This is a genomic window from Spirosoma liriopis (genome assembly GCF_023196085.1).
GTDB lineage: Bacteria > Bacteroidota > Bacteroidia > Cytophagales > Spirosomataceae > Spirosoma > Spirosoma oryzicola.
The window spans coordinates 748,405-763,199 of the sequence record NZ_JALPRF010000002.1 but is presented as its reverse complement, the minus strand read 5'-3'; the positions used below and the strand labels follow the sequence as shown (position 1 = coordinate 763,199).

Sequence of the window (14,795 nt, the reverse complement as noted above, 5' to 3'; positions counted from 1 at the left end):
TACCCTCTTTTGCTTGCATCAACTCTTAGTCCCATGAACGACTCTTCTCAACCCAACCGGCGCACGTTTCTTAAGCAAGCGGCTGGACTGGCCGTCTTTTCTATTGTACCGCGTCACGTGCTGGGTCGCGGCTTTCTGGCCCCCAGTGATCAGATTACCGTAGGATTTATTGGGCTTGGCAAACAAGCGGGTGGTTTGCAACGTCAATTCCTTAAAAATGAAGCGCGTGTCATAGCCGCCTGTGACGTTGACAAACCCAAAGTAGCCGCCTTCGCCGAAGCCGTGAACAAACACTACGCCGAGAAGGCCGAAAAGACAACCTACAAAGGTTGCCAGGGGTACGACGATCACCGCGCCTTACTCGCCAATAAAGACATCGATGCGGTAGTTATTGCTACGCCCGACCACTGGCACAGCGTATTAGCGATTCAGGCGGCCAAATGGGGCAAAGATATCTACTGCGAAAAACCCCTGTCACTTACCATTCAAGAAGGGCGCGATATGGTGAACGCCACGCGGAAGTATAAGCGCGTATTTCAGACCGGCAACATGCAGCGCTCCTGGAAAGAGTTTCGGCAGGCGGTCGAACTGGTACGCAACGGTTATATCGGTCAGGTAAAAACGGTGAACGTAAACGTGGGCGGTCCCCCACGCGATTTCGATCTGACAGCCGAACCCGTTCCGGCTGGCTTAAACTGGGACGCCTGGCTCGGTCCGAACACCATTGCCCGACCGTACAACAACGTGCTCGATCCTGCTCTGGGCGCTGATTTTTGGGGGAAATGGCGCGACATCCGCGATTTTGGCGGGGGTGGCATGACCGACTGGGGCGCTCACATGTTTGATATTGCGCAGTGGGGTCTTGATATGGACAATTCCGGCCCAACCGAACTGCAACCGGGAAAAGAAGGAAAAGGATTGATCTATCGCTATGCCAACGGCGTAGAAATGCACCATACCCCCGTCGAGGGTCCGCAATTCTGTCACTTTATCGGTACGGAGGGCGAAGTAAAAGTGGGACGGGGTTCGCTCGTCACAACCCCCGAAACGTTGAAAGACAAGGTCATTGGCGAGTCAGACAAGCGCGTTTACTACAGTGACAATCACTACAAAGACTTTCTGGATGCGATCAAGAGCCGTAAGAATCCGATCTGTGACGTTGAAGTCGGCCATCGAACCGCTTCGGTCTGTACGCTTGGCAATATCGCTTACCAACTCGGTCGTCCGCTGCGCTGGAATCCGGCGAAAGAGAAATTCGAAAACGACGCCGAAGCAAACAAGCTGTTAAGTCGACCGATGCGAAAGGAGTGGACCTCCTAAAATTATGTATCTTTGTTGGCCATTAGCGCTCATTTAGCATCAATACCAGACGGATTGTTCTTGTCTGGTTTAAACAACGCATCTATGACGGTACACTTTCATCGGCTCGAAGAACTGGATTCAGTGGCTCGTCAGTTGCTGGCCGAAGGACGTAAAAACCCGGTGTGGCTGTTCAACGGTGAAATGGGTGCGGGAAAAACAACGCTTATCAAGGCGCTCTGCCGTGCTCTGGGGGTTGTCAGTATGGTACAAAGTCCAACCTTTTCCATTGTCAACGAGTACACGACGCACGAAGGAAAACCGGTTTATCACTTCGACTGTTACCGACTGCGCAACGAAGCCGAAGCGCTGGACATTGGCATTGAAGAGTATTTTGATTCGGGCAATTATTGTTTCATCGAGTGGCCGGAGCGCATCGAATCGTTGTGGCCCGCTACTTATTATCAAGTCCATCTGTCCGCCGATCACGTTGGTCGTCGCACGGTGGAAACTTTATTGGTTGACTAGCGTTCAGTGTTCAGCTTCCGGTTACGGCGATACATCTTATATACGCTCACGAACTGGAAGGTGAACGCTGAAAACTGAAAACTAAAAACGCGTGACTGGATTCGAGGAATTGGCCAAACAAACGGCCCTATATCCACAGGAAGCTCCGCTGGCGGTAAAAACCAGTCGGAACGGTTTACTTATCGGCTTGCCGAAAGAAGTATCGCTTCAGGAGAACCGTATTGCACTCACGCCCGAAGCCGTGGCGATTCTGGTCCGCAATGGCCATAACGTAATCGTTGAAAAAGGCGCTGGCGAGAAAGCGAAGTTTTCAGATACGGAATACAGCGAAGCGGGAGCGCAAATAGCGCAATCGCCCCAAGAAGTGTACGAAGCTAACGTGATCCTAAAAGTCGAACCCCTCGTTGATGGTGAGTTTGAACACGTTAAATCGGGCAGTACCGTTATTTCTGCGTTGAACCTACCCGCACACGACCGGGGCTACTTCGAGAAAATCAATAGCAAAAACCTGACGGCGTTCGGCTACGAATACATCGAAGACCAGGCGGGCAACATGCTGATTATTCGCTCGATGAGCGAAATAGCAGGCAGCACGGTTATGCTTATTGCGGGTGAATACCTCAGCAACGCCGACAATGGCCGGGGCATTATTCTGGGTGGTATCACGGGGGTTCCGCCCACAAAAGTCGTTATGCTGGGAGCCGGAACCGTAACCGAATACGCTGTACGAACGGCATTGGGCATGGGTTCCGATGTCAAAGTGTTCGACAAGCACCTCTACAAACTCCAGCGGCTGAAGTATTCTGTCGGTCAGCACGTCTACACGTCGATTATCGCTTCCGATACCCTGGCCGAAGCCATCCAGCGGGCCGATGTGGTTATTGGAGCCATGCGCGCCGAAGACGGCCTTAGCCCGATTGTTGTCACCGAAGAAATGATCGGTCGAATGAAACCGGGTTCGGTCATCATCGACGTATCCATCGATCAGGGTGGTAATTTCGAAACCTCACGAATGACCACGCACAAGGACCCTACGTTCAAGCACATGGGTGTCATTCACTATTGCGTGCCCAACATTGCGGCCCGTGTGGCTTATACGGCCAGTATGGCCCTTAGCAACATCTTTCTGCCTTTCCTGCTCGAAACGGGAACAACAGGCGGTATCGAGCAGATGATGTACGCGAACCGTTGGTTCATGAAAGGTGTTTATGCCCATAAGGGAACGCTCACCAACGCCTACATCGCGCGTAAATTCAACATGCGCTTCAAAGATTTAGATTTGTTGCTGGCAGCCCGGTTCTAACAGCTAACGGTAGATAGCCAACAGTGGTCTAACACCCCGACGTTCTGAGCCATGCTAGCTGTTGACTACTAACTGACAACGGATATGATCAATCATAGTAACGAAAATACGCTACTTGACGACGCCAACTCGTACGACGTCAACAAAGAGCTGATGGGAGTCATCTCGTCGGACTTTGTTAAAGTAGCTGACCCGCTTAAAGAAGCGTCCTATCAGATTCGAACACGTGGGTTTTCGGAATACCCCATTTTTGTGGCTTCGCGCCGGGATGTACCGCTCGGTCAGCTATTGTTCGGTGCCACTGAACTCGAAAATCAGTGGAACTACAAAGCGTCGTTTTTGGATGAATTCATGCAGCGCGGGCTTATCGGTCCTGAGTCCGTCGATTTGTGGAAAGAGAATTACAAGAAGCCGGACGAGTACTGCTGCTTGTTTGTCGTGCACGGCGATTTTGCCGGTTTCGTTTACATTCCCTACCCCGAAGATTAACGACCAGCAGACCTTATTTTTTCAGAAAGCCGGAGCTGTACGCTTCGGCTTTCTTTTTTTAGAAATAGCTCAAATTCTCTCGATACGGCTTCTTTTCGGCGAAAAAAGGCTTCCTCAACCGGCAGACCTTTTGGGAATAAGCTAATAATACTTTTTTGAGAAATACCTTCGAACAAGAAAGGGATTAAAAACCACTTGTTTAGAAGTTACCTGAGGGGTAGGCAACCGTCCTACAGAACAGCCAAAATCGTCCTAAAAACCGCAAAAAACCGCTAGTTATCTGACGGGTTGGGACTGAAAGTATTTTTTTGTATATTATGCCAATCTTACCAAAATGGGTAGGAAAAGACAACTTTTTTTTGTATTTTTACAATCTGTTAGGCTCACCCGAGTGTGCTGTTTATTGAGCCCTAAATAACACATTTTGACACGCTCCCATTCCAATATGACCAACGAACTGATTGACGCAGAAGCCCCCGTTGAAACCGCGTTAGGCAATTACGGTGCCGACAATATCCAGGTTTTAGAAGGACTGGAAGCCGTTCGCAAACGTCCTGCTATGTACATTGGCGACGTTGGCATTCGCGGCCTGCATCACCTCATCTGGGAAGTCGTCGATAACTCGATTGACGAAGCGCTGGCGGGCTATTGCGATAAAATTACTGTAACCATCAATCCCGATAACTCCATCACGGTACAGGACAACGGCCGGGGTATTCCGACTGGCATCAACACCAAAATGGGCAAGTCCGCCCTGGAGGTCGTTATGACTGTATTACACGCGGGTGGTAAGTTTGATAAAGATACATACAAAGTTTCCGGTGGTCTGCACGGGGTCGGCGTTTCCTGCGTTAACGCGCTGTCGACCGACCTACGCGTCGAAGTTCACCGCGAAGGCAAGATATTCGAACAGGAGTACAAAATAGGCTATCCTCAATACGACGTCCGTGTTGCTGGCGAGGCAGAAGATACCGGAACTACCGTGCATTTCAAGCCGGATGACAGCATCTTCACCGAAACCGTTTACCGGTACGAAACGGTAGCCGGTCGTCTGCGCGAACTGGCTTACCTCAACAAAGGCATTCACATCTTCCTGAAAGATCTGCGCGAGCTGGATGAAAACGGCGAGCCGATCAATCAGGACGAGTTCTTCTCGGAAGGTGGCCTGGTGGAGTTCGTTCAGTTTCTGGATGAAACGCGCCCTGCGCTCGACGGTATGAAGCCCGTCTACATGGAAAGCGACAAAGGTTCGACGCCCGTACAGGTTGCCCTGGTGTACAACTACGAAGCGGGCGAGAATGTCCTTTCGTACGTTAACAACATCAACACGCACGAGGGCGGTACGCACGTGCAAGGCTTCCGTTCGGCGCTGACGCGGGTTCTGAAAAACTACGCGGACAAAAATCCGGGGGTGTTGCCTAAAAACGCGGGCAAAGTAACCTTTAGTGGTGAAGATTTTCGCAAAGGGCTGACGGCCGTTATCTCGGTGAAGGTAGCCGAACCTCAGTTTGAAGGACAGACAAAAACCAAGCTGGGCAACCAGGATGTGGTTAGTGCGGTCAGTCAGGCAATGGCCGACCTACTGGAAACGTGGCTGGAAGAAAATCCAAAAACGGCAGCCGGTATTGTCAAAAAAGTACTTGTGTCGGCTCAGGCGCGGATTGCTGCTGATCTGGCCTACAAGCGGATCATGACCGAGCGGAAAGACTTTATGGGGGGCATGGGCCTACCCGGTAAGCTTGCCGACTGCTCGGATACCGATCCAGAAAAGTGCGAGCTTTATCTAGTAGAGGGTGACTCGGCGGGTGGAACGGCCAAACAAGGCCGCAACCGGGCATTCCAGGCTATTCTGCCGCTGCGGGGTAAGATCCTCAACGTAGAGAAAGCTATGGAGCACAAGATCTACGAAAACGAAGAGATCAAAAATATCTGGACGGCTCTCGGCGTTCGACTGGAGAAAAAAGACGATGAAACGGTAATGAACCTGGATAAGCTTCGTTATCACAAAATCATCATCATGACTGACGCCGACGTTGACGGTAGCCACATCCGGACGCTTATTCTGACGTTGTTCTACCGGAACATGAAAGCGTTGATCGACAACGGTTATATTTATATTGCGCAGCCTCCGCTTTACCTGGTCAAAAAAGGTAAAGAAGAACGGTACTGCTGGACCGAAGCGCAGCGGGAAGCTGCCGTTAAAGAACTTGCCGGTAGTGGTCGAGAAGAAAATGTAGGCGTTCAGCGTTATAAAGGTCTCGGTGAGATGAACGCTGAACAGCTTTGGAGCACGACGATGAACCCCGACACCCGGAGCCTGAAAGTGGTGACGGTAGAATCGGCGGCAGATGCTGATCACGTATTCTCAACCCTGATGGGCGATGAAGTGGCACCCCGACGCGACTTTATCGAACGAAACGCTAAATATGCCCGAGTGGATGTTTAACCGAATGATAACATAGAGCGGGCTGAAAAGCCCGCTTTTTTGTTGTACTTCAAAGTTTTATTGCTGTATGCGCTATTCCCTAAACCCAAACCGTTCGTTACTGGAAAACCTCGTTTCCCGTTTCACCCACCGTCAGCAAGATCAAACGAAGTCGTCAACTGATAAAATGGCAAAAGTTAGCGAAAAAGTTAGTAGCGTTATTGACCAGAGCGATTACCTTAGTCGCGATTTAAGCTGGCTTAAGTTTAATGAACGTGTTCTGGATCAGGCGCGTAGTGAAAACCGGACACTCATGGAGCGGTTGAAATTTCTGGCTATTTCGGCCTCGAATCTCGACGAGTTCTTTATGATCCGTGTCGGCAGTCTGTACAACTACCTCGACTACCACAAGCAACGTATCGATTACTCAGGCTTACGCGAAGTACCCTTCCGGAAAGCCCTGTACACCGCTTCTCAACAATTTTGCCGCGATCAGCAGGCTGTCTTCACGGATCAGTTGCTGCCCTTGTTTTTCGAAAACGGACTCAAGCTAGCCAGCTACGATGAGTTGACCGACGACGAAAGAACCGAAGCTACCAATTACTTTGACCGGGCCATTTATCCGACCCTGACGCCGATGCTCTATGACTATACGCACACCTTCCCGGTGCTGCTGGCCAAAGTGCTTATTTTCGGGGTTGTTACCCAAAATCCGGACGGGGCGGATCTGCAAAGCCTTCGCTCTGAAGACGAAGATGATCGGCAACGTTTATCGTTTGTCCAGATTCCAGCTAACCTTCCCCGTTTTCTTTCGTTCGAACGGGAAGACCTAACGCTGTTTTTACCCATCGAGACCATTATTCGGCAGAATATTAAAAAGCTTTACCGCAATGTAGAGATTCTGTCCGTCGATTTGTTTCGCATCACCCGGAACGGCGACTTTACTTTAGAGGAAAACGACGACGACGAAATAGACTTTCTGGATGAGGTACGGCAGAAGATCAAGAGTCGCCGATTGGGCCGCGTTACCCGCATCGAGGTCGAAACAAACGGCAAAAGCGAAGTCGGTTCTCCGTGGATGATCAACCTGCTCAAAAAGCGCTGGGAAATTGACGAGCTGAACATCTTTGAATCGAGCACATTGCTTGACTTCTCGGCGTTCTGGCAGGTCATCGGCCATCCGGAATTCAAAAATGACATGCCGCGTCCGCACGCGCCGGTACCACCGCTTGGCTTCGGACGCGACCGGGATAAAAATGAGAATATTTTTGACGTGATCAAGCAACGGGATTTGCTGTTGCACCATCCGTACAACAATTTCGAGCCGGTACTGCAATTGCTCGAACAAGCGGCTGAAGACCCGAACGTGCTGGCGATCAAAATCACGGTTTATCGTCTGGCGAAGCGGTCACGGGTCACCGAAGCATTGTTGAAGGCAGCTGAGAATGGCAAACACGTTTCGGTTTTGTTCGAAGTAAAAGCCCGTTTCGACGAAGAAAACAACATCCGGGAAGCACAGCGTCTGCAAAAAGCGGGTTGTTTCGTGATCTATGGCATCAGCCGGTACAAAACGCACACCAAGCTGCTGTTGGTCGTACGCAATGAAGGCAGCCGTGTGGTTCGCTACGCCCACATGGCCACCGGAAACTACAACGAAGATACCTCACGCCTGTATACCGACATCGGGCTGTTGACAACCAACGAGATCTACACGCACGACATTTCGGAATTTTTTAACGTCATTACGGGTCACTCGCTGCCAAACGAGTACCAATACCTGATTACGGCTCCCCGCGATATGCGCGAGCAGTTGCTTCGGCTGATCCGAATTGAAGCGGACAACGCCCAGCGTGGTTTACCGAGTGGGATTTGCATAAAAGTGAATTCGCTGGAGGACAAACAGGTTATCGATGAACTGTACAAGGCATCGCAGGCGGGTGTTCCCGTTCGGCTGATCGTCCGTAGCATCTGCTGCCTACGTCCGCAACGCGCCGGACTGAGCGATAACATCACCGTTCGGTCGATTGTCGGCGATTTTCTGGAACATACCCGCGTTTATTATTTCCATAATAACGGTGATCCAAAAGTGTACGGCGGTAGTGCTGATATCATGGTACGAAGCTTTGACAGACGTATTGAATCATTATTTTTCCTGGCCGATCAGCGCGTAAAACAACTTGTTATTGCCATCCTCGACTATAACCTAAGGGATAACATCAACGCCTACGAGTTGATGGAAGATGGTAATTTCAAAAAATGCGAGGTTGCTGCCGGTAGCGAACCGTTCAACATGCACCAGCGCTTCTTTGATATCACCGAGAAAGAGGCTATGGACATCCGACTGTTTGACCCTGAGATCAAACCTGCTGAAGTAGCCAAGCTGGAAGAAGAGTATCAGGAAGGAGCGGAACGGGCCATCGCCGATATTTAGCCTACAAGTAGGAAAATTATCAGGTAGAGATCCATGATCTAGCAGCCCGTTAGACTTGGCAGCGTTGATCAGCTGGCACCGTTCTAAGACCGAAAAGAGATTGAATTGGCAAATAAAATTCGTCAATTCAATCTCTTTTCGTTTACAAAGCCGTAGACAAGACTTATTGCTTTCCATCTTTTTGTATATTCGCCAACCTAACTGGATTTGTATTTTTTCTGAATGGATCGTTTTACCGGCCTCATTGGCGTTGTGTTGATTTTGGGTATTGCATATGCCCTCTCCGACAATAGAAAAGCAATAAATTATCGTACTGTCATCGTTGGGCTTTCCCTTCAATTTGGCCTGGCCGTTTTTGTATTAAAGACTGACGTGGGTCGCAATCTTTTTCAGGCGCTGGGTTATTACGTAGATGGTCTGCTACAAAAAGCAAGTTCGGGGGCCGAATTTGTGTTTGGGCCTCTGGTCAAGCGGTATCTACTCTCGCAGGCGTTTGGAAGTGACAACAACCTGATCTTCTTCTTCCAGATCATTCCAACCATCATTTTCGTCGCCGTACTGGTTAACATTTTCTACCACTTGGGTATCATGCAACGGGTGGTGGCCATCATGGCGCGGGCGATGAAATGGCTGATGGGTGTTAGTGGTGCCGAAGCCTTATCCAACGTAGCCAGTACGTTTGTGGGACAGGTTGAAGCGCAGATTATGATCAAACCGTACCTGAACGGGATGACCAATTCGGAGTTGTTGGCCTCCATGACCGGCTCGTTTGCCTGTATTGCGGGTGGTGTACTGGCGGTTTATATTTCGCTCGGCGTTCCGGCTCCTTATCTGTTGGCTGCGAGTATTATGGCCGCACCGGGTGCGCTGGTCATCAGCAAGATCGTTATGCCCGAAACGCAGGTGTCGGAAACCCAGGGTACGGTAAAGGTCGAGATTAAGAAAGCGCACGCGAACCTGCTCGATGCCATTGCCGCCGGTGCCAGCGAAGGACTAAAAGTTGGTTTCAACGTCATTGCCATGCTGATCGGCTTTATTGCGTTAATCGCTTTGATCGACAGCCTGCTGTTCCGATTGGGCTTCTACGTGCTGAACATGGACAACCTGAGTCTTAATTTTCTGCTGGGCAAACTATTCTCTGTATTCGCCTGGGCAATGGGTGTCCCGTCGAAAGACATTGAGGCAGCGGGGTCGCTGATGGGCACCAAAATGGTAGTAAACGAATTCGTCGCTTACCTTGAACTGATCAAGATCCGGCCAACGCTCGAACCCAAAACGATTGCCATTACAAGCTTTGCCTTATGCGGTTTCGCTAACTTCAGTTCTATCGCCATTCAGGTTGGCGGGATTGGTGAGCTTGCCCCTAAACGCCGGAGCGACCTGGCCCGACTTGGTTTCAAAGCACTTATATGTGGTACACTAGCCAGCTACATGTCGGCCACGCTAGCGGGTCTGCTTCTGTAATTAATCACTAGTAAATCCATCGTTGCAGGCTGCTTATGAACATAGGTAGCCTGTTTCGTTTGTGTAACTGATTCAGTTTTTATAAATCGCACTGCTTACATCATTCGCAGCGCTTTTATGACGATCAGAACAGTTCTGTTAGCGGCTCTTGCCGTCATTTCGTTTTCTTCTCTCCACGCCCAGATCGAGCCGAAAGCGCTGAAAGAATGGAAAGACCAGAAGTATTCCATGTTCATTCACTTTGGCGGGATCTATTCGGTGTTGGGTGGCGTCTGGAATGATAAACCCGTTACGGTTGGCCTAAGCGAACAGATACAGGCCCACGCGGGTATTTACAGCGATACGTATGCGCGCGTAGCCCGCCAGTTTAATCCCACGCACTGGAACGCTGACTCGATTGCGCTGCTTGCTAAACGGGCCGGTATGCGCTCGATTGTGATAACCTCAAAACACCACGACGGTTTTTGCATGTTCAAAACAGCAACGACTGATTTTAACGTGGTTGACGCTACGCCCTTTAAACGCGATGTAATTAAGGAGCTTTCGGATGCCTGCCGCCGACATGGGATCACGTTTGGCTTATATTTCTCCCTGATCGACTGGCATTTTCCGGAAGCATCACCCATTTCGAGCCACAATTCTGATCTTATTACGCCCGCCCATCATACTTACAATAAACAACAGATTACTGAGCTTTTAACGAACTACGGCCCCGTGGCCGAACTCTGGTTCGATATGGGTTCTCAGTCGCTGGAACAAAGCCGCGACATGCGCAATCTGGTTCATCGGTTACAACCCAACTGCATGATCGGTAGCCGCATCGGCAACGACATGGGCGATTTTACGGTGATGGGCGACAACCAGGAACCCGACTATACCATTGGTGTACCCTGGCAATCACCCGCGTCGTTTTTTGATGAGACGTGGGGGTACCGGTCCTGGCAGAAGCACGTGCCGGAAGATGAAAAATACCGGGAGAAGCTAACCAGCCTTATTCGGGTCGTCAGCCGGGGTGGCAAATATTTACTCAACATCGGCCCCAAAGGCGATGGCTCGGTTGTTCCGTACGAGAAAGATATCTTGCTGAAAATAGGGAGCTGGCTGCAAAAAAACGGCGAAGCGATCTACGGTGTCGATCCTGATCCTTTTTATACGACGTTTGCCTGGGGCAGCGTGACCAGCCGTCCCAACAAATTGTACCTTCACGTGCTTTCCCGACCGGAAGGCAACAAGATAACACTATCCAATCTGACAGGAACCATCAAGAGCGTATCCGTTCTGGGAGAGAAAACGGAATCCATGCGTTTTAACCAGGAAAAAAATGGCCCTGTAATCACGCTTCCTTCCGGCCTGAATCCGAAAAAAGAAGTCAATGTACTTGTTGTTGAATTTACTGATGGCTATAAAGTAGCGCCTTACAATCCAGTTTTGGAATCGGACAAGAAAATTTTACTTACCAGCGCCAACGCTTACAAGCACTACAGCAATTCGGGCGTCGATTACAACTCCCGCTTCCAGAGTACCGTAGCGGAGTCCTGGACCGTACAGCCGCGTCAGTCGGGCCGCTTCCGGCCAACGCTTGTGTATACCGACGAAGAGAAAGGACAGAAAATCGATTTAACCCTCGCTACCAACACATCGGTTGTGACCCTGGATGGTGATAAGCCGATCAAGCTGGCAACCGATCTGACAAAACTAACCTTTGGCCCAATTTACCTATCTGGCCCCTTTGACTCAGGTATCGGCGCCCTAAGCAGCGACGCCCAAAACATCGATCCTGCTAAACCCTGGCCTACTGCTAAAGGACAGCTTTGGCAATCGAAAAGCGACTGGAAAAACGGACAAGTCTACCCCTTACCCGCCGACATGACAACTGCGTATTATCTATTGCAGGAAATCACGGCTCCCGCTGATCAATCCATACTGGTCGGTATTACCAGCGGTGACGGCTTGGTCGTTGCGCTCAATGGGAAGCAGTTGTTTGTGCGCAACAACCCGGAAAAGAAGCCCTCAGAAAAAGATGTCCTGCTGCTTCCTCTGCAAAAAGGAAAGAATCAACTGCTGATCAAGCTATTCAATAATTTTCAGAAGCAGACGCCGGCTGGTATAGATTATGCTGTCCCGCAGGTTATTTACCGGAAACAACTATTACCCGTTTCGTTGAAAGGTGGGTCGTATTATCCCGTTCGCTGGCAGGCCCACAACCCCGTTTCGCCCCACCGGACGCTTCTTTTACCGAATATGGAAGTAGAATGGATAAAAGAATAAAGTTAGACTCTGTTACCTTGCACCTTTCGGTAACGTCATTTAACGTAGCTCTTCGTCACAGAAACACGCCATGAATCAACAAGACATCATTGCCTTCATCAAACAAAACGACAACGCCAAAATCAAGTATGCCTTTGCTGACATTGATGGTGTGTTACGCGGTAAAATCATTAGTCGGCAAAAATTTCTGGATGGGCTGAACGATGGCTACGGCTTCTGCGATGTTGTCTGGGGTTGGGACTCCTCCGATACGCCTTACGATAACGGGCGAACGACTGGCTGGCATTCCGGCTATCCCGATGCGCCTGTTCGCCTTGACCTAACCACATTTCGGCAAATACCCTGGGAAAATAACATTCCTTTTTTTCTCGCGGATTTTAGTCAGCCCGATGGCAACGATCTGGCAGCCTGCCCCCGGTCGCTGCTAAAACGAATTGCGGCTCAGTGCCAGGACATGGGTTATCATGCCGAATACGCGCAGGAATTTGAGTGGTTCAACTTTCGGGAAACCCCGCAGAGTCTGCACCAGAAGGATTTTCGCAACCTCGAAACGCTGACGCCGGGGATGTTTGGTTACTCGATCCTGCGTCCGTCGCTTGAGCGTTCGTTTTACCACGACTTATTTGATCTGCTGAGTCAGTTCGATATTCCCCTCGAAGGGCTTCATACCGAAACCGGACCGGGCGTATACGAAGCCGCGATCATACACGACGATGTGGTGCGGGCTGCGGACAAAGCCGTTTTGTTTAAAACGGCGGTTCGGGAAATTGCGTATCGACACGGGCTTGTGGCTACGTTCATGGCGAAGTGGAACGCAGACCTGCCGGGTTGCAGCGGCCATATTCATCAAAGTCTGTGGAATGCCGAAAAAACGAAAAACCTGTTTTACGATCCGGCCCAGCCCAACCGCATGAGCGAACTGATGAGCCAGTTCATTGCGGGTCAGTTGTACTGTCTACCGCACATTACGCCTATGTTTGCCCCTACCGTCAATAGCTACAAGCGGCTGGTTGAAGGAGCCTGGGCCCCCACAACCGTAACCTGGTCGGTGGATAACCGCACCACGGCGTTGCGCGTATTGAACCGTACCGAAGCCTACACACGCGTTGAACATCGGGTTTCCGGATCGGATTCCAACCCTTATCTGGCCATTGCTGCGGCTCTGGCATCCGGCCTATATGGTATCCGTCACCAGCTAACCCTCGACATTCCGGCTTCCGTCGGGAATGGCTACGTCGATAAACAACACGGCGTTATACCCGCCAACTTATCCGAAGCGACGCGGGCAATGGCAAAATCTTCGGTGGCAAATGAACTGTTTGGGGCCGAATTTGTTGACCATTTCACCCGCTCGCGTGACTGGGAATGGCGGCAATACGTCGGTCAGGTCAGCGATTGGGAATTAAAACGATATTTTGAAATTATATAAAAGTTTTTAGTCCTTTGCTTTCCATATCTGTTTAGTACTTCTCCTGCATGGTACACAGTCCGGAAACAAAAATTGAAAGCTATAATTCGTTCATGCGTCTTGTCGATTATCCCTCTATTATAAAAAAAGCCTGGGCGAGTTTCGATCCGTCGGTCCAGATTCAAACCATTACGGATATAAGTGCCAAGGTTTCGACCAATCACGTTTTTAAAGTTGTCTTTGAGGATGGCGAAAGCATTATTGCGAAGCTCTCCTACTTTGGCAAGTACGAACACTTTGTCGAAGATCATCGCATTATTCACGCCCTCTCAAACAATTTACTATACCCGTTTGAGAATGTGCTCGCTAAATCGCTGGTGCGTGATGGTCAGGTGTATACGTATCGACACAAAGAAGGCATGGTCGACGCCTGGGTCGTGTTTTACAATCCAATCCGTAGTCAGTACAAATTACCGCGTCGGCTGGAAGAGGAGCATATCCGAAAGATGGGGTCGCAGATCGCTAAATTTCATAAAGCCTGTTCACGTGTTAGCACGGTCCTACCCCAATCGTCGAAAACTTTACGCTCCGACGTATGGGATCTGCTGGATATGCTGGAAACGGAAAACGGCCAGTTTGAACACCGGCTGCACATCGAGGAGCTAAAAAGGCAGTGTCATCTGTTTCTGGAAAACCGGCAAAAGCTGGTCGCCAAGACGGTTGAAACCATGCCTGTGTTTGTTGACTGGAATATCGGTAATTTCTCGGTAACGGAGAATCTAGAGTTGTATTCCCGTTGGGATTACGATTGGTTCAGAATCAGTTATCGCGTGATGGATTTTTACTTTTTCAGTCGGGTTACCTCCAACATTGGCGACCGTACGGTATTTAGTTACGTCATTGGGCCACTCATGGAAGACCGTTTCCTGATGTTTCTACAAGAATATCACAAGGTATATCCGTTGACGGAAAACGAAATCCGCTTTCTGCCCGAAGTTTATCGCTTCTTTATTCTCAACTACGTCATTAAGTACGGTCGGTATTTCTTTCACCGCACCTACGCCACGAAACTTCAGCGGGAAGCCTACCAAACGTATTTCCCGTCTATCGAAACCTTCGACGCCGATAAAATTCTCAGAGCGTTAGGCATTTGATCAGTAAGGCGGCTTTCAAAGCCGCC

General features: G+C 50.0%; 10 protein-coding genes. All 10 read left to right on the top strand.

All coding sequences use genetic code 11. The annotated features are described in order from the left end of the window. Positions 1-33 precede the first annotated feature (33 nt). Positions 34-1,320 carry a Gfo/Idh/MocA family protein gene (locus M0L20_RS12200; protein WP_248477231.1) on the top strand — a complete coding sequence of 429 codons (1,287 nt, stop codon included), beginning with the start codon at positions 34-36 and terminating at the stop codon, positions 1,318-1,320. Between the two features lie 84 nt (positions 1,321-1,404). Then, the gene (gene tsaE, locus M0L20_RS12195; protein ID WP_248477230.1) at positions 1,405-1,827 is read left to right on the top strand and encodes a tRNA (adenosine(37)-N6)-threonylcarbamoyltransferase complex ATPase subunit type 1 TsaE; all 423 of its coding nucleotides are present in this window, start codon (positions 1,405-1,407) and stop codon (positions 1,825-1,827) included. 91 nt (positions 1,828-1,918) lie between these two features. Next, positions 1,919-3,130, top strand: a complete 1,212-nt coding sequence (locus M0L20_RS12190; RefSeq protein ID WP_232561243.1) for an alanine dehydrogenase — start codon at positions 1,919-1,921, stop codon at positions 3,128-3,130. 84 nt (positions 3,131-3,214) lie between these two features. After that, the gene (locus M0L20_RS12185; RefSeq protein WP_248477229.1) at positions 3,215-3,619 is read left to right on the top strand and encodes a hypothetical protein; all 405 of its coding nucleotides are present in this window, start codon (positions 3,215-3,217) and stop codon (positions 3,617-3,619) included. Between the two features lie 445 nt (positions 3,620-4,064). Then, positions 4,065-6,065, top strand: a complete 2,001-nt coding sequence (gyrB, locus tag M0L20_RS12180) for a DNA topoisomerase (ATP-hydrolyzing) subunit B (RefSeq protein WP_232561241.1) — start codon at positions 4,065-4,067, stop codon at positions 6,063-6,065. 67 nt (positions 6,066-6,132) lie between these two features. Continuing rightward, entirely contained in the window at positions 6,133-8,475 is a 2,343-nt protein-coding gene (ppk1, locus tag M0L20_RS12175) for a polyphosphate kinase 1 (RefSeq protein WP_248477228.1), read from the top strand. Between the two features lie 222 nt (positions 8,476-8,697). After that, entirely contained in the window at positions 8,698-9,939 is a 1,242-nt protein-coding gene (locus M0L20_RS12170) for a NupC/NupG family nucleoside CNT transporter (protein WP_248477226.1), read from the top strand. A gap of 117 nt (positions 9,940-10,056) precedes the next feature. Beyond that, positions 10,057-12,207: an alpha-L-fucosidase gene (locus M0L20_RS12165; RefSeq protein WP_248477223.1), complete on the top strand. Its 2,151-nt coding sequence runs from the start codon at positions 10,057-10,059 to the stop codon at positions 12,205-12,207. Positions 12,208-12,277: 70 nt separating this feature from the next. Continuing rightward, positions 12,278-13,636, top strand: coding sequence for a glutamine synthetase family protein (locus M0L20_RS12160; protein ID WP_248477221.1), 1,359 nt, complete (start codon positions 12,278-12,280; stop codon positions 13,634-13,636). Between the two features lie 92 nt (positions 13,637-13,728). After that, a complete protein-coding gene (locus M0L20_RS12155) occupies positions 13,729-14,769 on the top strand; it encodes a protein kinase family protein (RefSeq protein ID WP_232562794.1) in 1,041 nt (346 codons plus the stop codon). The last annotated feature ends 26 nt before the right edge of the window (positions 14,770-14,795 follow it).

Excerpts from the sequence above, each read along its gene's own strand:
- M0L20_RS12160 (WP_248477221.1), top strand. The coding sequence starts at position 12,278 with ATGAATCAACAAGACATCATTGCCTTCATCAAACAAAACGACAACGCC.
- tsaE (WP_248477230.1), top strand. The coding sequence starts at position 1,405 with ATGACGGTACACTTTCATCGGCTCGAAGAACTGGATTCAGTGGCTCGT.
- M0L20_RS12170 (WP_248477226.1), top strand. The coding sequence starts at position 8,698 with ATGGATCGTTTTACCGGCCTCATTGGCGTTGTGTTGATTTTGGGTATT.
- M0L20_RS12185 (WP_248477229.1), top strand. The coding sequence starts at position 3,215 with ATGATCAATCATAGTAACGAAAATACGCTACTTGACGACGCCAACTCG.
- M0L20_RS12200 (WP_248477231.1), top strand. The coding sequence starts at position 34 with ATGAACGACTCTTCTCAACCCAACCGGCGCACGTTTCTTAAGCAAGCG.
- M0L20_RS12165 (WP_248477223.1), top strand. The coding sequence starts at position 10,057 with ATGACGATCAGAACAGTTCTGTTAGCGGCTCTTGCCGTCATTTCGTTT.
- gyrB (WP_232561241.1), top strand. The coding sequence starts at position 4,065 with ATGACCAACGAACTGATTGACGCAGAAGCCCCCGTTGAAACCGCGTTA.
- ppk1 (WP_248477228.1), top strand. The coding sequence starts at position 6,133 with ATGCGCTATTCCCTAAACCCAAACCGTTCGTTACTGGAAAACCTCGTT.
- M0L20_RS12155 (WP_232562794.1), top strand. The coding sequence starts at position 13,729 with ATGCGTCTTGTCGATTATCCCTCTATTATAAAAAAAGCCTGGGCGAGT.